General features: G+C 70.8%; 16 protein-coding genes. 11 read left to right on the top strand and 5 right to left on the bottom strand.

Annotated features, from left to right (window positions below; all coding sequences use genetic code 11):
• Window positions 1–54 precede the first annotated feature (54 nt).
• From ACKI2N_RS28635 to ACKI2N_RS28620, 4 genes are all read left to right on the top strand, one after another.
• Window positions 55–1,614: an esterase-like activity of phytase family protein gene (locus ACKI2N_RS28635; protein WP_420996876.1), complete on the top strand. Its 1,560-nt coding sequence runs from the start codon at window positions 55–57 to the stop codon at window positions 1,612–1,614.
• A 292-nt stretch (window positions 1,615–1,906) separates the two neighbouring features.
• Window positions 1,907–2,086: a hypothetical protein gene (locus tag ACKI2N_RS28630; RefSeq protein ID WP_420996878.1), complete on the top strand. Its 180-nt coding sequence runs from the start codon at window positions 1,907–1,909 to the stop codon at window positions 2,084–2,086.
• Window positions 2,087–2,272: 186 nt separating this feature from the next.
• Complete coding sequence (locus ACKI2N_RS28625; RefSeq protein ID WP_420996880.1) at window positions 2,273–3,595, top strand: DUF6402 family protein; 1,323 nt, start codon at window positions 2,273–2,275, stop codon at window positions 3,593–3,595.
• Window positions 3,596–3,648: 53 nt separating this feature from the next.
• Window positions 3,649–3,984 (top strand): hypothetical protein, encoded by a 336-nt coding sequence (locus ACKI2N_RS28620; RefSeq protein ID WP_420996882.1) that lies wholly within the window; start codon window positions 3,649–3,651, stop codon window positions 3,982–3,984.
• Window positions 3,985–4,105: 121 nt separating this feature from the next.
• On the opposite strand, the gene ACKI2N_RS28615 is transcribed toward ACKI2N_RS28620, so the two are convergent.
• The gene (locus ACKI2N_RS28615) at window positions 4,106–6,511 is read right to left on the bottom strand and encodes a carbohydrate-binding family V/XII (protein ID WP_420996883.1); all 2,406 of its coding nucleotides are present in this window, start codon (window positions 6,509–6,511) and stop codon (window positions 4,106–4,108) included.
• A gap of 242 nt (window positions 6,512–6,753) precedes the next feature.
• Here ACKI2N_RS28615 and ACKI2N_RS28610 point away from each other — a divergent pair, with 242 nt between their 5' ends.
• Complete coding sequence (locus ACKI2N_RS28610) at window positions 6,754–7,554, top strand: hypothetical protein (RefSeq protein WP_420996885.1); 801 nt, start codon at window positions 6,754–6,756, stop codon at window positions 7,552–7,554.
• A 69-nt stretch (window positions 7,555–7,623) separates the two neighbouring features.
• Here ACKI2N_RS28610 and ACKI2N_RS28605 read toward each other — a convergent pair whose 3' ends face one another.
• From ACKI2N_RS28605 to ACKI2N_RS28590, 4 genes are all read right to left on the bottom strand, one after another.
• Window positions 7,624–8,697: an NAD(P)-dependent alcohol dehydrogenase gene (locus tag ACKI2N_RS28605; protein ID WP_420996887.1), complete on the bottom strand. Its 1,074-nt coding sequence runs from the start codon at window positions 8,695–8,697 to the stop codon at window positions 7,624–7,626.
• Window positions 8,698–8,758: 61 nt separating this feature from the next.
• The gene (locus ACKI2N_RS28600; protein WP_420996889.1) at window positions 8,759–9,157 is read right to left on the bottom strand and encodes a hypothetical protein; all 399 of its coding nucleotides are present in this window, start codon (window positions 9,155–9,157) and stop codon (window positions 8,759–8,761) included.
• A 45-nt stretch (window positions 9,158–9,202) separates the two neighbouring features.
• Window positions 9,203–10,084: a DUF2950 family protein gene (locus ACKI2N_RS28595; protein ID WP_420996891.1), complete on the bottom strand. Its 882-nt coding sequence runs from the start codon at window positions 10,082–10,084 to the stop codon at window positions 9,203–9,205.
• Between the two features lie 5 nt (window positions 10,085–10,089).
• Window positions 10,090–11,427 carry a DUF3300 domain-containing protein gene (locus ACKI2N_RS28590; RefSeq protein WP_420996893.1) on the bottom strand — a complete coding sequence of 446 codons (1,338 nt, stop codon included), beginning with the start codon at window positions 11,425–11,427 and terminating at the stop codon, window positions 10,090–10,092.
• Window positions 11,428–11,751: 324 nt separating this feature from the next.
• On the opposite strand from ACKI2N_RS28590, the gene ACKI2N_RS28585 reads away from it, so the two are divergent.
• The 6 genes from ACKI2N_RS28585 to ACKI2N_RS28560 are packed head-to-tail and all read left to right on the top strand — an operon-like array spanning window position 11,752 to window position 18,325.
• Entirely contained in the window at window positions 11,752–12,741 is a 990-nt protein-coding gene (locus tag ACKI2N_RS28585; protein ID WP_420996894.1) for an AAA family ATPase, read from the top strand.
• A 37-nt stretch (window positions 12,742–12,778) separates the two neighbouring features.
• Complete coding sequence (locus ACKI2N_RS28580; RefSeq protein ID WP_420996911.1) at window positions 12,779–13,750, top strand: DUF58 domain-containing protein; 972 nt, start codon at window positions 12,779–12,781, stop codon at window positions 13,748–13,750.
• A gap of 10 nt (window positions 13,751–13,760) precedes the next feature.
• Window positions 13,761–14,285, top strand: coding sequence for a DUF4381 domain-containing protein (locus ACKI2N_RS28575; RefSeq protein WP_420996896.1), 525 nt, complete (start codon window positions 13,761–13,763; stop codon window positions 14,283–14,285).
• A complete protein-coding gene (locus tag ACKI2N_RS28570) occupies window positions 14,272–15,306 on the top strand; it encodes a vWA domain-containing protein (protein ID WP_420996898.1) in 1,035 nt (344 codons plus the stop codon). Before ACKI2N_RS28575 ends, ACKI2N_RS28570 begins: the two co-directional genes overlap by 14 nt.
• Complete coding sequence (locus ACKI2N_RS28565) at window positions 15,306–16,961, top strand: VWA domain-containing protein (RefSeq protein ID WP_420996900.1); 1,656 nt, start codon at window positions 15,306–15,308, stop codon at window positions 16,959–16,961. The genes ACKI2N_RS28570 and ACKI2N_RS28565 overlap by 1 nt, the downstream gene beginning before the upstream one ends.
• On the top strand, window positions 16,958–18,325 hold the full coding sequence (locus tag ACKI2N_RS28560; protein WP_426990860.1) for a hypothetical protein: 1,368 nt from the start codon (window positions 16,958–16,960) through the stop codon (window positions 18,323–18,325). The genes ACKI2N_RS28565 and ACKI2N_RS28560 overlap by 4 nt, the downstream gene beginning before the upstream one ends.
• Window positions 18,326–18,458: the final 133 nt, after the last annotated feature.

Here is an 18,458-nt window from a genome sequence, read left to right as displayed (position 1 = left end):
CGGGCGGGCCGGCTTGCCGCGTCCTTCCGACTCCCGATTCCTATCGTTGACCCCATGAGCCAATCACGCGAACAAGAACTGCCCGACACCACGCGCCGCCAATTGCTGCGCGGCGGCCTGGGCGCCACCACGCTCGCCATGCTGGGCGTGTCCACCTCCATGCTGGCCGCCTGCGGCGGCGACGACGACACGCCGCCGGCCTCCGGCAACGCCCCGGTGCCGCCGGCCACCACCCCGCCCGCGGCCACGCCGGAGGCGGAAGTGCAGGCCCCCACGCTGCTGGGCCGCGCCGTGCTGCCCGCCGACAGCTTCGTGGCCGGCCCCACCAGCGGCCAGTTCATCTCGGGCGGCGACTACGACCGCGCCACCGGCGTGTACCGCTACACGCTGCCGTTCAACGCCAGGCAGCCCATGCAAGGCTTCTCGGCCATCATCCCGGGCCCCAAGGCCGGCACGTTCTACGCCCTGCAGGACAACGGCTTCGGCGGCCGCGGCGCCTCGCCCGACGCGCTGCTGCACATCTACGCGGTGTCGTTCGACTGGGCCGCCGGCAAGGTGGTCCCGGTCCATTTCCAGACCGGCGCGCCGCTGGCCGCGTTCACGCCGGAAAGCTACATCCGCCTGAGCGACCCCAACCGCCGCATCGGCTACCCGATCGTGGCCGACATGGCCAACTACCCGGGCACCTCGGTCTCGCCGGCCGGCCAGACCATTCCGGTGGACAGCGCGATCATCAACGGCCGCCTGCTCACCGGCTATGACATCGATCCCGAATCGATGCAGCTCGACGCCGACGGCAACCTGTGGCTCGGCGACGAATTCGGCCCCTTCCTGCTCAAGTTCGACAAGCAGGGCAGGCTGCTCGCGCGCGAAGTGCAGATGCCCAACCTGCGCCGGCTCGGCGCCAACCCGCTGGTGCAGACCGCCAACAATCCGTACCTGATCAACAGCGGCACGACCGCGCAGGCCAACCTGGGCGGCTCGGGCGGCATCGAAAGCCTGGCCATCAACGCCAGCCGCACGCGCCTGTACGGCATGTACGAAAAGGAGGTGAACGGCGACGACCTGCGCAGCCGCATCATCAACGTCTTCAACCTGGCCACGCTCAACTTCGAGACCAGCTACCGCTACCGCGTCGGCAGCGGCCAGCGCATCAACGGCGACGGCAACCTGGAAACCGAGTACTACTCGGTCAACGACATGGTCGCCATCAACGACCGCGAGTTCCTGGTGGTGGAAAAGGACAGCGGCGCGGGCGACGTGCGCACCGGCAAGTTCGCCGCGTCGAACACCTGGCGCAATGCGGCCCGCTTCAAGCGCATCTTCAAGATCAGCCTCGACCGCACCGACGCCGACGGCTTCCTGGCCAAGGAAGAAGTGGCCGACCTGATGCAACTGCTCGACCCGAAGAAGCTGGGCGGCAGCGACACCATCGAAGGCGTGTTCGCCTACCCGATGGAATGCATCGAAGCGGTCGCCATCGTGGACTCGCGCACGCTGCTGCTGGTCAATGACAACAACTACCCGGGCGGCTCGCCCTCGCGCGTGCCCTCGGGCGTCGACGCCAACGAGTTCGTCATGATCCGCCTGCCGAAGCCGCTCGCGGTGGCCTGACGGGCAAGGGCGCTGCCGGGCCGGCCTCGCTGGCAGCACCCCTTTCTCCGCGCGGCGTGGCGTCCCCATGAGCATCCGCCGTCGCCGCGCGCCCTCCCGCGTTTCCGGAATACGCGCTCACCGATTGCCAGGCCCATCCGCTATCGCCGCGATAGAAAACGGCAAAGGAAAAGCCGCGCGCCATGCACCATACTGGAAAACAGAGGGGCCACCGGTGACGAGAGCGCGGCAGGCAGGCGCGAAGCGGCGTGTGCGTCCCAGTCACGACTTGCCATGCCAAGAGACGCACATCATGTCCTTCACCCTCAAGATCAACCTGTTCCACGATATTTTTCCCAACGCGCTCGACGCCCGCGTGGCCGAAATACGCCAGCTCGAGCAGGACGTCAGCAAGGAGATCGCCCGCAAGCGCGAACGGCGCGAGCGCGAGCGCCTCATGCCAGACCCGGACGCGCCGCGCACGCGCCACTAGTGCGCGTCGGGCCCATGCGGCGAAGTGCATGCCAGGCATCGTCCGCGAGGCGTCAGGTGCCGGGTTCCCGATGCTGGCCGCCGCGCTTTCGGCGTAGCGCCGAACACTGTCTGCGATCATTCTGATCCGCAGCCGGAATTCCCAAGGCTATATTCCTGGTCCACGTGCCGTATTACGTACGGCTTAATGTCGCTTGTCTATATTTGTTGCAGTAAGTCAGATCAATCCGAGGGAATAAATATTCGCTTTGTGTTAATTCTTGCTGTTGGTTTAATGCCGGTGGCGAGAATGCGCATGGAGAAATCGGACAAGCGGATAGCATTTTTTGAGCAACGGCTTTTCAGGCCGGCCTCATGGGCCCTTCGGCGCGAGCGGCAAGGCTGCACCATCGAAGACGCGGCCGAGTTCTACGTTTCCACGGATCGCGCACCCCCTCCCTTGCGAGACCAGCCGCCGCCTCCAGCGCCGCCGAAACCGGAGGCGCCAAAGCCTCCCCCGAAATCACTGGCGGAAAGACTGCGGGACTGGATGAACGAGCCGCCGGAGTCAGCGCCGCCTCCGGCGCCCGCGAAACCAAAGGTTAGAAAACCACGCGTCAAGCCGTTCGACCTTCAGGATATTCCTATTGCCATGGATCGCATTGGCTGGCCCATGTCGGCCAAGGTCATGCGCAAGTGGTTTTCCGGGGAGTTGAATTACGCCAATACTGATTTGGGTGCGACAAAAGGGATCAATCAAGGCGGCGAGCCATTCCCTGCCAGCATGATTGATACAACCATGTTTACGATGGAGTGGATATTAAGTTTTTCGCGTGCCAGGAATAAATATGATGAGCTGGTTGGGAAAATAATATTCAGCCAGGATTCAAAAAAGGCAATAAAAGGGATATTGGCGCGATATGAGCCATCGCCATACTATTTTGATGCGTGGGAGATTTGCGGTGGTGATTTTGGTGGATATCACCGGGAATTTCAATTCCAGTTGAATCGTGTCGACGCCGAGAATAAAGATAAATTCTTGATGTTTATAAGAGGGGCCGTTCTGCCCAATGGCGTGCTGATGGATGATCTGTATGGAGCTCTCGGGGCTTTTTCACTGTATGCTGCACTTGATGGATTCTATTATAAAAAGATTGGCCCTGCGCGGGTGCGCTTGATAATAATGAGCATATCTATATACATGAAGGACGTTTTTACGTTCCACGACCGTTCGGATAAGACAGTCGGTGTCATTCCTAACGGAACTCAATATTTGGGGCATTGGAACAAGACGGGGTTCATCATCATCCCTTTCGATACTGTGGTTGGCGAGGTGAGTAAGGCCGATTGGCTCATGTCGCCGGTGGCGCGGTGGGGGATGGTTTCTTCGGACATGGTTTACTATCCCGTGAGGAATAAAGATTACAGGGCTTGGCAATTAAAGCATAGGCAAGGAGGGGATCTGATCATTTATTCAGATCGGCGAATACTGAGATTTCGTGATCCGTGGGTGATGGATTTCAACCTGTGAACGCTGATATGGGCGTGCGAGAGAGAGGGGGCGGAAGGCGCGTTGGGAGACGGGTGTTCAAGCTCTTGATTTTTATTTCAATTATTTCCACGGTAATTTTCTATGGTCTGGATGTTGCGAATCGGAAGGGGGCACATGAGTGCGAGCGGATTCGCGGTAGTGACCTTTATGTCGGCGAGATGTGTTTTTTGTCGTTCGATAATTCAATGATGTTTCGACTTTATAGTAAGAATGGGGAGTTGCTGGCAGAGAGAACCTACATCCACCTCGATCCAAAAATAATCTGGGCCGACGACCGCGTGATATATGACCTGGGCGACCCCGACGGAAAGGGGCATGTGCTGTTGCCGCCCACGCGCTGGGACTGGATAAGGGCCAGACTCCCATAGCGGGCAGAAACGCTCGCGTCAACCATATCTCGGATCGGGATTGCTCAAAGGCCGTGCCGGGCGAAGCGGCCGCTTTCTGCAGCCGGTCGCATGCCATGCCTCGCATGCACGCCCCAGCGCACTACCGATGAAAGCCCCGAAAGCCACCCCCCAAGCGCCGGCCGCCCCCGCGCCCGCCGAAGTCGCCGCCGCCCCACTGGTGGGCGGTCTGCCCGAACCGCTGCTGTCCCACGTCGCGCGCCTGGCGCTGCTGCTCTAGCTGCCCGCCGACGTTGGCGCCGGGCTGCACGGGTTCCCAGCCGCCGCCGGTGTGTTTCTGCCACCCGCCGTCCTGCGTGTGCTGGTAGATGTTGCCGTCGTGCCCGGCGTACACGTCGCCGTTGTTCCAGGCCACGCCGTTGCCCTGGCCCCGGTTGACCACGAAGCCCTTGCTGCCGGCTTCGCGCTGGCCGGTCTGGGTATTGCCGGCCACGCCGAACTCGGCGGCGCCGGCACGCCCGGTCTGGGCGTTGTAGCCGGCCACTTGCCGCCCGCCCGCGTAGTTGCCGGTGTATTCGTTGCCGGCGATGCCGCCGCGCCCAGCGCCTGCGCTGCCCGTCGACGGGTCGTGGAACGCGCCCTGGCGCCCCGCCGCGGCGTTGCCGCTGTACGGGTTGAAGGCGGCGCCGGCGCTGCCCTGGAAGCGCGCTCCGGTGGCGGGGTTGTAGCCGGCGCCGGCGGTGCCGCGCCATTGCGTGCCGGTCCAGGCGTTCCAGCCGGAAGCGTGCGTGACGGTGCCTTGTCCCCAGCGGCCGTAGAAGTTGGCCCGGTTGACGTTGACGTAGTTCCAGTTGTAGCCGCCACCCCACCAGTACGGCCCCCAGTAGGGCGACGCCGCGCCCCAGAAGGCGCCCGCCGCGAAACCGAAGGCGAAGCCCTCGGCCGCGCCCAGGGCAAAGCCGGCGCCGTAGCCGTAGGTGGGCGGATAGCCGTAGTAGACGTTGCCCACGTAGGCCGGGTAGGCGTAGCCGGTGCCGTACACCACGGTGCCGTCGGCGCCGATCACCACGCCCATGTAGCCGGGTGTGTAGCCGACCACCACGGTGTCGGGCGCGACGGAATAGATGCGCACATAGGTGACGTAGTGCAGCGGCGAGCTGGCCGGGATGGTGTAGATCGCACCCGGCACCTCGGTGGCGACCCGCCACGGGCCGGTGGGGCCCGCGGCGGTGAACCACACGCCGTTGGCCACCGCGTAGAAATGCTCGCCGTCGGTCTGGATCACCGGCGTGGCCGAGTTGACCGCGTAGTTGAGCGTGGTGCCCTCGATCGGCGCGAAGCGCGGCGAGCCGTCGAAGGCCACCGTCAGCGAGGCCTTGGCGCGCGATACCGAGGCGGTCTGCGGGATGGTGGCGGCGATGCTCGCCTCGCGCGCCTGCGGCGTGCCCGGCACCGAGACCAGCACATTGGCCTTGGGATCCTGCGGCGAGATGCGCGCGAAGTCCGCCGGCAGCTCGCTGCCCGGCACGAACCGCCACGGGCCGTCCATGCCCGGCGCGGCGAACCAGCGCCCCGAGACCAGCACGTAGTAGCGGTTGCTGGCGGGATCGACGAACACCGCGCGGTCGGTATTGCTCACGGTAAGCAGGCTGACGCCGGCCACCGGCGTCAAGGCGGGCGCGCCGTCCGTGACGATCAGCTCGGTGGGCGCGGTGGCCACCAGGATGGCGGGCGGCGCGGCGGGGCGCTTGCCGTCGGCCGGCAGCATCGGGTCGGCCCTGGCGCCGGCCTGGGCCTTGCCCGCGGCGGCCAGCAGCGCCTGCGGCGGGCTGGCCATTACCTGCCACGGGCCGGCGAGCGCGGCCGCGCCGTACCAGTAGCCGGCCGCCTGCAAGTAGAGCTGGCCGGCGCTGTCGCGCAGCAGCAGCGCGCGGGTGTTGAGCGCGTGCTGGTAGCGCGTGCCGCCGGCTTCGCGCCAGGCCGGCTCGCCGTCGATCAGCACCAGCAGCGTGGGCGCCGAGGCGAACACGATGCGCGGCGCGTCGTTCTTCACCGCCACGCCGTTGGCCCTGGCGATCTCCTGCGAGGCCGCGTAGCTGGCCTGCAGCTCGTCGAGCGGTACCGTCAGCCCGGCCGGCGGCAGGCGCGCCACCAGCGCCTGGCGTACCTGGTCGGCGGCGCCGGGATTGGTCGGCACGTCCACGCTGTCGATGCGGATCGCGCGCATCTGCACCAGGCCGGAAGCCTTGTCGATATCGGCGCGGGCCGAGAAGCGCACCACGCCATAGGTCGGGGTGCCGTCCCTGGCGCCCACCGCCACGGCGGCGCGGCCGGAGAGGAGATCGCCGTCCCATTGTTCGACTTGCGGCTGGTAGATCTCGATATGCTGGCTGGCCGCGTCGAAGTTGCGCGGCCAGGTCAGCGGGGGCGCGGCGCGCGGCGGGCTGGCGGCATGGAGCGGCGGCATGCCGGGCGCCAGGCAGGCGGCGATCAGCAGCATCCGCAGGCATGCGGCGCGCGGCGAGGGCATGGACGAGGAAGATGGCATGAGGTGGCTCCCTGGCGGCAGGATGGCTGAGGCAGCCGCCGGACGGCAGGCGCGGGCCTGCCGCGGCTCCTCCGCCGCGCACCGGCTACCTTACCCCCGCCGCGCCGCGCGGCGCGTCCGCGCGAAAACTTTCAGATCGAGGCCCCAAAGGACTCAATATCGTCCGGCCGCGCGCCATGGCAGCATCCGGTAGCGCCTGGGCCCGCGAGGGGCCACGGCCCACGATCCTCTGGAGGACGCCGATGACGACCAGGGCACATCGACTCAGGCAGGCAGCCGCGCTGGCCCTCGCGCTCGGCGCCGCGCCCGCGCTGCACGCGCAATCCGCGGCGGAAGATGCCAACAAGAGCAACAACCCGCTCAACCCCGCGCCGTCGCTCAACCTGCAGAACTACTATTCGCCGCGCCTCTACGACAGCAACGCGCACAGCAACGATTTCCTGCTGCGCGGCACGCTGCCGGTATTGCCCGGCGAGCTGGTGGGCGTGCCGCAGATCCTGCGCGCCACGGTGCCGCTGAGCACGCGCCCGCAGGCCGACGGCAGCTACGCCACCGGCCTGGGCGACGTCAATATCTTCGACATCTTCCTGCTCAGGGAGCACGGCACGCAGATCGGCGTGGGGCCGCTGCTGACCATGCCGACCGCCACTTCGCGCGAGCTGGGCACCGGCAAGTGGCAGGCCGGGCTGGCGGCCGTGGTGGTGGACCCGACCCCGGCGCGGCTGCTCGGCGCGCTGGTGCAGTGGCAGCACTCCTTTGCCGGCCAGAGCGACCGGCCCACCGTGCAGTCGCTGACCTTCCAGCCCTTCGGCATCTTCAACTTCCCGGGCGGCTGGTACGCGCGCTCCACCGGGGTGTGGACCTTCAACCTGCGGAGCAACGACTACTACATCCCGCTCGGCCTCGGCGCCGGCAAGGTGTGGAAAGAGGGCAAGACCATCTTCAACGCCTTCATCGAGCCGCAGTACTCGGTGGCGCACAAAGGCGCGGGCCAGCCGCAATGGACGGTATTCGCGGGGCTGAACATGACCTTCGGCAAGTAGGCGCATGCCGGCCGGCGCGGCGGGCGTTTGCCTTGTTTCCTGCGCCCGCGCGGCCGCCGGGCATGCCGGTCAGGGCGTGATCGCCACCTTGAGCACGCCGTCGCGCTGGTTGGCGAACAGCTCATACGCCTGCTCGATCTGGCCGAGCTTGTAGCGGTGGGTGACCAGCGGCCCGAGGTCGAGCCGGTCCGACTCGATGATGCGCATCAGCCTGCGCATGCGTTCCTTGCCGCCGGGGCACAGCGAGGTGATGATGCGGTTGTCGCCGAGGCCGGCATGGAAGGCATCGAGCGGGATGCGCAGGTCGCTGGAGTACACGCCCAGGCTCGACAGCGTGCCGCCGGGCTTGAGCACGCGCAGCGCGGATTCGAACGTGCCCTGCGTGCCGAGCGCTTCGATGGCGGCATCCACGCCGCGCCCGCCGGTGATGCGCCGCACTTCGTCCACCACGTCCACCTTGCGGAAATTGACGGTGGCGTCGGCGCCCATGCGGCGCGCGATCTCCAGGCGCTCGTCGATGCCGTCGATGGCGATGATCAGGCCGGCGCCGCGCAGCCGCGCGCCCGCCGTGGCGCACAGGCCGATCGGCCCCTGCGCGAACACCGCCACCATGTCGCCGATCTTGATGTTGGCGTTCTCCGCGCCGGCAAAGCCGGTGGACATGATGTCCGGGCACATCAGCACCTGCTCGTCGGTGAGCGCATCGGGGATCGGCGCGAGGTTGGCCTGCGCGTCCGGCACCAGCACGTACTCGGCCTGGGTGCCGTCGATGGTGTTGCCGAAGCGCCAGCCGCCCATCGGCTTGTAGCCGTGCCCGTGGCCCTGGCCGTCCTGCGAGGCGCAGCCGTCCTGGCACGCGTAGGAATGGAAGCTCGGGCAGATCGCGCCGGCGATCACGCGCTGGCCCTCGCGGTAGCCGGTGACGTTCTTGCCGAGCTTCTCGATGATGCCGACCGGCTCGTGGCCGATGGTGAGGCCCTGCGCCACCGGGTACTCGCCCTTGAGGATGTGGACGTCGGTGCCGCAGATGGTGGTGGTGGTGATGCGCACCAGCGCGTCGGACGGGCCGACGTCGGGGATGGGCTTTTCCTGGAGCGCGATGCGGTTCGGCCCGAGGAATACCGCTGCTTGCATGTTGGGCATGGGATCTCCTTCGCGGCCTCGCCGGCCGCATGGTTGCCGCCTGCCTGGCCGCGCGCGGCGCCTATTCGTTGCTCACCTTGCGCGACTTCCAGCGGCCGTCGCTCTGCTTGCAGAACCAGCCGGTCCAGTTGTCTTCCAGGCCGTCGCGCTTGAGCTGGGTGCGCAGCTGGCGGCAGGACTGGCCCTGGTCGGTCTTGCTGCGCACCGGCGTGAGCGTGCCGTCGATGGCGCGGCGGCCCTTGGTGGCGGGGTAGTTCCATTGCGCGGTGGCGCCGTCGGCGCCGGTGTCGAGCACTTCGCGCACGCGCTTGGCCAGCGAGGCGGATTCCTGCTGGTTCATCTTGCCGATCACCGTGGAATTGATGAAGGTGTCGAAGTAAGCGAGCGCGGGCGTGGCCGGGGCCAGCGCCAGTACGGCGGCGCATGCCAGCGAGGCTTGGAACGACTGGCGCGGTGTCATGAATACGGTCCTCGGATAAAAGTGGATGGATGCGTCGGCCGCGGGCTACGGGTTCTCCACGCGGGCCCAGCCCTCGCCCGGCGCGAACGTGCGCAGCGCCGCGGCGCGCGCCGCGGTGGCCGGGCCCAGGTCGCGCTGGTAGGCCACGCGGTCGCTGCCCATCACGAAGGTGTGCACGCCGCTCTGGCCATACCGCGCCGGCCACGCGATGAAGCGGAACGTCGCATCGCCGCCGCTGCCGGGCGGCAACACCCGGTAATGATAACCGTAGAAGGCGGCCTCGGGCGGGGTGTCCGGGCCCATCGCCAGCGCATCGGGGCCGAGCGGGCTCGGATCGCCTGCGCTGACGGCGGGCCAGTAGAGGCCGTCGGTCTTGCCGGCGCTGCTCACCAGGCGCGTGGCATAGCGGCCGCCGCCGACCTGCTGCGCGTAGCGCTGCTGCGCTTCGGCCAGTTGCCGCAGCGTGTCCAGCGTGGCCAGTTCGTTGCGGCCGATGCGGCGCGCATGCACCTCCTTGCGGCCTGCGGCGAGGTCGAACTTCCAGCCCGCCGGTGTCCTGGCGAGCGGCACCGGGAAGGTCCAGCCGCTGTCGCCCACCGCCACCACGGCGCGGTCGGCGCCCTGCGGCTGGATGGCGTGGTGCCGGGCCCAGGCCGCGAGGAAGGCGTAGATGTCGTCCTGGTGCACGCCGCCCTCGGGCAGCAGCGCCGGGTAGCCGGCGCCCAGCACCTGGGCCAGCGCGGCGCGGTCGCTGCTGGCGATGGCGTCGCCCATCGCCTCGGCGGCCGCTTCCGGCGTAGGGTAGGCGCGCTGCGCCAGCGCCGGGCCGCTGGCGGCGAAGGCCGCCGCGCACAGCAGGGCCGCCAGGGCCGCCGTCGCGGCACGGTTGCGCAGCGCGCGGGCCAGCTTGAGCAGGGTCGCATGCATTGTGGTTACCTCCGGCCGTGGCCAAGACGTCCGCCGCCACCGCCGCCGATGGCCCCCGCGCCCGGCCGCGCGCCGCCGCCGGGATTGCCCAGGCGCTGCTGTGCGCCGAAGCCTTGCCCGGCCTGGGCCGCGCGCTGGTTCTGCTGGCGCAGGCGGTCGCCGTTGCCGGCGTCGCGCAGGGCGCTGTCGCGGTTGGCGTCGCGCGCGCGGTTGCGCGCTTCGTTCTGGTCGGTGCGCTGGCGCTCGGCGCCGCTGAGCTGGCGCTGCTGGCCGCCGCCGGCCGCGCCCGGCCGCTCGCCGCCGGGGCGGTTGCGCTCGCCGGCGCCGCCGTGCCCGGGGATGGATTCGCCGGTGCGGCTCTGGAACGACTGCGCGGCGCGGTCGCGCGCGGCCTCGCGGGAGCCGGCCGCCTGCGTGCCGCCGGCGCCCCCGATGCGCGCGCCGGGCTGCCCGCCCTGCGGCCGGCCGGCCAGCCCGGCCTGGCGCTGCTGGTCGTAGCGGTTGCGCACGTTGGCGTTGTTGTACGGCACGTTGCCGCGGTTGGCCGGGTTGTGCTGCCAGTTCACGTTGTTCTGGCTGGCGTTGAGGCGGTTGTTCACGTTGATGTTGTTGTAGCGGTTGACGTTGATGTTGACGTCATGCGTGTTCCAGTTGAAGCCGCCCCAGATCGAGTTGACGGCGGCCACGCCCAGCCCGAAGCCGATGCCGGCCACCACGGCGGTGGCGAAGGCCGAGCCGGGCGGCGGCGGGTAGTAGGCCGGCGGATAGGCGGGATAGGGCCAGGTGCCGTACACCACGGTGGGGTTGTAGGCGGGCACGTAGACCACCTGCGGGCTGGCCGGCTCGATCTGGATCACGGTGGTGCCGCCGCTGCCGGGCTGGGTCACCACCTTCTGCTGCTCGGTGGTCTTGAGCGAGCCGGCCTTCTGTGCCTGGGCGCGCAGGCGCTGCACGGAATCCATTACGCCATCGGGCTGGGCCAGGAAGGCGTCGCCGACCGACTCCACCCACTTGGGCTGGCGGCCCATCATGTCCAGCACGGACGGAAACGCGGCCAGCGACTGCACGCTGGGGTCCCAGGGCTCGCCGGCGACCGCCCTGGTGGCGGCGTCGCCGGACAGGCTGGGGTTGGCCTTGGACCATTGCGCCGCGGCGGCCACGTCGGCCGGGTAGGTGGCGGCCATCAGCACCTGCGACAGCAGCGCATCGGGATAGAGCGCCACCGGCGCGGTGAGCTGGTCGAGCTGGGCCTTGCCCAGCGTGGCCTGCGCGGCGGCGTCGCAGGCCGCGGCCAGCATCATCAGGCCGAGCCAGCAGGCCACGACATGTCGAAATCGATGCATCTTGACTCCCTCCCGGGCAGGGCCCGCCGGCAGCCCTGCCGCCAAGGTAGTCCACCCGCATGGCAAAAGGCAAACCGGCATGGCCGGTGAGCGCGCCGTGCGGGAGTACCGCCCGCGCCACCTGTGCGCATGCGGATACCTTAGGCCATTCCCGTGCGCTTGCGTCGCCACGCGAAAACTTTCAGATCGGCCCCAAAAAGGACATATCGCGGCCGAAAAGTTTCAATGGAGCGCGCCTCCCGCCCTGTGCCATGCTGGACCCCACTGCCCAACCGGGCACGGAGCGCGCATGCCTTCGCGCCCGCACCGACAAGAGACCGCCAGATGAGTGCACGAGACGCAATGGCAGCGCTGCAGCGCCACGTGGAGGAGGCCATCAAGGGCCAGGGCGAGGTGATCCGCCAGATCGTGATCGGCCTGCTGGCCAACGGCCACCTGCTGCTGGAGAGCGTGCCCGGGCTGGCCAAGACGCGCATGGTCAAGAGCGTGGCCGCCAGCCTGGACGCGCAGATGCGCCGCATCCAGTTCACCCCCGACCTGCTGCCGGCCGACATCACCGGCGCCGACGTGCTCTACCAGGAGGGCGGGCGCAACAGCTTCCGCTTCCAGCCCGGCCCGGTGTTCGGCAACCTGGTGCTGGCCGACGAGATCAACCGCGCGCCGGCCAAGGTGCAGTCCGCCCTGCTCGAAGCGATGGAAGAGCGGCAGGTCTCGGTGGGCGGCACCACCCATCCCATGCCGCCGCTGTTCATGGTGCTGGCCACGCAGAACCCGATCGAGCAGGAGGGCACCTATCCGCTGCCCGAGGCGCAGATGGACCGCTTCCTGATGAAGGTGCTGATCACCTATCCGGCGGCCGGGGACGAATGCGAAGTGCTGCGCCTGGTGCGCGGCGAGGAGCGCGGCGAGGAGCGCGGCGGCACCGGGCCGGCCCACGCTTCGGCGCAGCGCGTGCCGCAGTCGGAGATCTTCGCCGCGCGCGCGGAGATCGGCGCCATCCACGTGGCCGACGCCATCGACCGCTACATCGTCGACCTCGTCAACGCCAGCCGCGCGCCGGCCCGCTACGACGAGGCGCTGGCCAGGTGGATCGCGCTGGGCGCCAGCCCGCGCGGCGGCATCGCGCTGGACCGCGCCGCGCGCGCGCATGCGTGGCTCGAAGGCCGCGACCACGTCACGCCCGACGACGTGCGCGCGATGGCGCTGCCCACGCTGCGCCACCGCCTCATTCTTTCCTACGACGCCAACGCCGACGGCGTGGATGCCGACACGGTGCTGCGCAAGCTGGTGGAAAGCGTGGCCGTGCCGGCCTAGGCGCCGCGCGCATCGCAAAAGGAGGACGAGCGTGGCGATACAGGCAGCGCCCACGGCGGCGGAGATCGGCACGGTGTGGGTGGACGTGGCGCACCTCGCGCGGCTGGAGCATGCCGTGCGCGGCCTCGGCTTCACCATGCGCCAGCCGCACGCCAGCGTGCTGGCCGGCAAGCACGGCTCGCGCATCCGCGGGCGCGGGCTGAACTTCGAGGAGCTGCGCGGCTACCGCCAGGGCGACGACATCCGCCACCTGGACTGGCGCGCCTCGCTGCGCGCCGGGCGCGCGCTGGTGCGGGCCTATACCGAGGAGCGCGACCTGCCGGTGCTGCTGGTGGTGGACCAGCGCATGCCCATGTTCTTCGGCTCGCGCCGCGCCATGAAGTCGGTGCTGGCGGCGGAGTTCGCCGCGCTGTGCGCGTGGATGGCGCTGCAGGCCGGCGACCGCGTGGGCGCGGTGGTCTTCAACGACGGCGAGACCCGGCTGGTGCGCCCGCTGCGCAGCCGCGCGCGCGTGCAGGCGGTGCTCGGCGCGGTGGCCGGCATGAACCAGGCGCTGCATGCCGCGAGCGAGGCGCGGCCCGGCTACGGCCAGCTCGACCGCGCGCTGGAGCGCGCGCTGCAGGTGGCCGGCCACGACCACCTGGTGTGCGTGGTGAGCGATTTCGCCGGGGCCGGGCAGCGCACGCAGGACCTGCTGCGCCAGCTTGCCAGCCACAACAGCGTGATCGCCGCGCTGGTGTTCGACCCGATGTTCCAGGCCGTGCCGCAGCACGGCGGGCGCATGGTGGTGACCGAGGGCGAGCTGCAGGTGGAACTGGACATGGGCGCCAGGACCGTGCGCGAGCCCATCGAATCCTTCTTCGCCGGCCGCCTGCACGACGTCGCCGCGCTGCTCAAGCGCAGCGGCGTGCCGATGATGGCGCTCGACACCGAGGGCGAGGCGCCGGCCCAGCTGCGCCGCCTGCTCGGCCGCCTGGCGCCGCGCGGCAAGGCGCCGCGGCGGCAGTGAGCGCACCGCCATGGCCGACCTGATCCACGCCACCGCCGGCGCCGTGCCCGCGGACGCGCCATCGCTGTCCGGCCTGCAGGAGATTCCGCTGCCGGAGCCGGTCTCGTGGCTGCCGCAGACCTGGGGCTGGGCCGTGCTCGCCGCGTTGCTGCTGGCCGTGCTGGCGCTGCTGGCGTGGCGCGCATACCGCCGCCGCCAGGCCGGCCGCTACCGGCGCGAGGCGCTGGCCGCGCTCGCGCGCATCGAGGCCGCGCTGGCCGACGAGCGCGGCCGCGCCGGCGCGCTGGCGGCGCTGCCCGCGCTGGTCAAGCGCGTGGCGCTGGCCTTCGCGCCGCGCGCGCAGGTGGCCAGCCTGTCGGCGCAGGCGTGGCTGGCCTGGCTGGACGGCACCTGGCGGCCGGGCAGCTTCACCAGCGGGCCCGGACGCCTGCTGCCGGCGCTGGCCTACGGCAGCGGCGAGCCGGCGCCGGCCGAGGTGGCGGCGCTGGTGGCGCTGCTGCGCGACTGGATCGGACAGCATCATGCTCGCCTTTGAATATCCCTGGATGGCTTTCCTGTTGCCGTTGCCGCTGCTGGCGTGGCTGCTGCTGCCGGCCTACCGCGAAACCATGCCGGCGGTGCGCGTGCCGTTCTTCGAGGAAATGGCCGAACGCAGCGGCCAGCGCCCCGCGCCCGGCGCGGTGGTGATGCGCGCCAACTGGGCGCAGCGGCTGCTGGCGCCGCTGTGCTGGGCGCTGCTGGTGGCCGCGCTGGCCCGGCCGGCGTGGGTGGAGCCGCCGGTCGAGCGTACCGAGCCCGCGCGCGACCTGATGCTGGCCATCGACCTCTCGCAGTCGATGGAGGCGCGCGACTTCACCGCGCCGGACGGCAGCCGCGAGGACCGCCTGACGGCGGTCAAGCAGGTGGTGCGGGACTTTATCGCGCGCCGCAAGGAAGACCGCATCGGCCTGGTGGTGTTCGGCGCCGCCGCGTTTCCGCAGGCGCCGCTGACGATGGACCACGACAGCGTGCTGGCGCTGCTCGGCGAGACCCGCATCGGCATGGCCGGGCCGCAGACCGCCATCGGCGATGCCATCGGCGTGGCGGTGCGCATGACGCAGGCGTCCCCCGCGCAGGAGAAGGTGCTGATCCTGCTGACCGACGGCAACGACACCGCCAGCAAGGTGCCGCCGGCGCAGGCCGCGCAGGTGGCCCGGGACAACATGCTGGTGATCCATACCATCGGCATCGGCGACCTCCATGCCAGCGGCGAGGACAAGGTGGACCTGGACGCGCTGCGGGCCATCGCGGCGCGCACCGGCGGCCAGAGCTTCCGCGGCGAGGACCTGGCTGGGCTGGAGGCGATCTACGCCACGCTGGACCGCATCACGCCGGTCAAGGTCAAGCGCCGGTCGCACCAGCCCAGGCGCGAGCTGTTCTACTACCCGCTGGGCGCGGCCGGCATCGTGCTGCTGCTGTACCACGCGGCCATGCTGCTGCTCACGGCGGCGCGGCGGCCGCGCCGGCAGCCGCTGGTGGACGAGGGCGCCGCGCCGGCGCGGGAAGGCGGGCGCTGATGGACTTCGCCGCCTTCCACTTCCTGCGCCCGGCATGGCTGCTGCTGGTGCCCGCGGCGGCGGCCATCGCCTTCGCCTGGCACCGGCTTTCCGATCCGCGCCGCCGCTGGCAGGGCGTGATCGCCCCGCACCTGCTCGCGCGCCTGATCGTGGACAACGGCCGCGCCTGGCGCCTGCGCCCGGTGCATGGCGCCTGCGTGGCGCTGGCGCTGACCGGCCTGGCCGCCGCCGGGCCGGCCTGGGAGCGCGAGCCGCCGCCGTTTACCGAGGACAAGGCGCCGCTGGTGGTGGCCATCGACCTCTCGCGCAGCATGGACGCGGTGGACGTGGCGCCCACGCGGCTGGAGCGCGCCAAGCAGAAGGTGCGCGACCTGATGGCGCTGCGCGCCGGCGCGCGCACCGGGCTGGTGGTCTACGCCGGCACCGCGCACATGGTGGTGCCGCCCACCGACGACCCCGCCTTCATGGAACTGTTCCTGGCCGCGCTCGACACCGGCATGATGCCGGCCGCCGGCAAGAACGCCGCCGCCGCGCTGGCGCTGGCCGACGGCCTGCTCGGGCGCGAAAGCGCCGCCGGCACGGTGCTGCTGGTCACCGACGGCTTCGAGCGCGCGCAGATCCCGGCCTTCGCCGCCCATGCGCGCGCCAGCCGGGTCCAGGTGCTGGCGCTGGCGGCGGGCACCGCGCGCGGCGGCCCGGTGCGCACGTCCGACGGCCGCGTGGCCACCGACCAGCAGGGCAGGCCGGTGCAGGGCACGCTCGACCTGGCCGCGCTCCAGGCGCTTTCGTCGCAGGCCGATGTCCCGCTGGCCAGCCTCACGCTCGACGACGACGATGTGCGCTGGGTGCAGCGCCGGGCGGTGCGCAACATGGAGGCCGCGCAGGAGAAGAACGCCGAGGTGCGCTGGAAGGAGGCGGGCTATCCGCTGGTCGTGCCCGTCGCCGTGCTGGCGGTGCTGTGGTTCCGCCGCGGCTGGGTGGTGCGCTGGCTGCCGCTGTGGCTGGCCGCGCTGGCCGGGCTGCTGGCGCCGCCGCCGCGCCCGGCGCAGGCCGCCGAAAGCCGCGTGGCCGGGGCCGTCGCCAACGCCTTCCTCACGCCGGACCAGCAGGGCCGCCGCCGTTTCGGGCAAGGCGACTTCGCCGGCGCGGCGGCGCATTTCCAGGACCCCATGTGGCGCGGCTGGGCCAGCTACCGCGCGGGGGACTACGCAGCCGCGCTGACCGCCTTCGCCAGCCTCGACACGCCGGACGCCTTCTTCATGATGGGCAACTGCTACGCGCGCCTGCGCGACTATCCGCGCGCGCTGGCCGCCTACGACAACGCGCTGCGGGGCCGCCCCGCCTTCGCCCAGGCCAGCGCCAACCGCGCGCTGGTGGCGGCCCTGCTGGCGCGGCAGAAGAAGGACGAGGACGATGGCGAGCAAGCGCCAGCCCTGCCGCCGGACAAGGTGGAATTCGACGACAAGGACCACGGCGGCAAGCAGGGCAAGCTCGACATGAGCCAGTTGCAGCGGCAGAACGCCGAACTCTGGATGCGCAACCTGCAGGTCTCGCCGGCCGATTTCCTGCGCCAGAAGTTCCTGATCGAGGCGCGGCAGCCGGCACCGGCATCCGCGCCGGCATCGGCTGCCGCCGCGCGCGGAGCGGCGCCGTGAGCCGGCGCGCGCTGCTGGCCGCGCTGCTGCTGGCCTGTCTGCTGGCCGCGCTGCCCGCGCTGGCCGAGGGGCCCGGCAGCATGGCGCGCGCGCACCTGGAGCCGGCCGGGCCGGTGGCCGCCGGCCAGCCCGTCCGGCTGGTGGTGGACGCGCTCACCACCAACTGGTTCACGCAGGCGCCGGCCTATCCGGTGCTCGACATCCCCGGCGCCATCGTCAGCCCGCCCGGCGACGACGCCGGCAACCTGAGCGAGGACATCGGCGGGCGGCGCTGGTTCGGCGTGTCGCGCACCTACATCGTCACGCCGCAGGGCGGCGGCAGCCTGGCCATCCCGGCGCTGGAGCTGACCCTGCACGTGGGCGAGGTCGACGGCGCGGTCAAGGTCAGCACGCCGCCGCTCACGCTGGCGGTCAGGGAAGTGCCGCGCCCGCCCGGCGCCGAGCATGCGGTCGGCACCACACGCCTGGAGGTGCGCCAGACGCTCGACCGCGACCTGGGCGCGCTCAGGCAGGGCGACGCCTTCACGCGCGCCATCGAGATCAGCGCCGACGGCGTGCAGGCCATGCTGCTGCCGCCGACCGCGTTCGGGCCGGTGAGCGGGCTGGCCGTCTATCCGAAGGCGCCGCGCGTGGAAGACCTCAGCCGCGAGCGGCAGGGCTTCATCGGCGGCCACCGCATCGACGCGGCGACCTACGTGGTGCAGCGCCCCGGGCACTACACGCTGCCCGGCGTCAGCGTGCAATGGTGGGACGTGCGCGCGGGCCGGCTGCGCACCGCCAGCGTGCCGCCGCTGCGGTTCAGCGCCGCGGCGCAGCCGGACTACCGGCCGCCCGTGGCCATTCCCGGCGAGCCCGCGCTGGCGCAGGCCGGCGGCATTTCCCGCCTCGGCGCGCGGCAACTGGCGGGCGCCCTCGTGGCGGCGGCGTTGCTGGGATTCGCCGGGTGGCTGCTGCTGCCGCGCTGGCGCCGCTGGCGCGCGCGCCGGCTGGCGCGGCGGCGGCAGCGGCGGCTGGCCCGGGAGGGATCGGAGCCGGTGGCCTTTGCCCGGCTGCGGCGCGCGCTGCGGCGCCGGCCGCCGGCGCCGGCGGAGGTGGCCGCCCGGCTCTATGCCTGGCTCGACCGCGTGCCGGCGCTGGCCGACAAGCCGGCCACGCTGGCGGGCGCGGCGCGCGCCGCCGCGCGCTCGGTCTTCGCGCAGGCCGGCCGGCAGTGGCTGGCGGCCCGCTACGGCGGCGCCGCGCCGGACCCGGTGGTGGACACCGCGCTGGCGCGGTCCCTGGGCGAGGCGCGCAAGGCCCTGGCCCCCGCGCCGGCGCGGCCGGGCCGCGCGCGCCGGCTGCCGCCGCTGAATCCCGGCGGCTAGCGCCGCGCCATGCCGATGCCGCCGGCCGCGAAAACTTTTGTCGCGGCCGCGCAAAACATTCAATTCAGGCGCGCCGCGATTCCGCGCAGAATGCCCTGCAGGCCGCCGCCGCCGCGCCGCCGGTGCATCGCCG

This window comes from Cupriavidus sp. 30B13 (assembly GCF_049059565.2).
Taxonomy (GTDB): Bacteria; Pseudomonadota; Gammaproteobacteria; order Burkholderiales; family Burkholderiaceae; genus Cupriavidus.
Note: the sequence above shows the minus strand (reverse complement) of the source record. Positions and strands in the feature narration are given on the sequence as shown.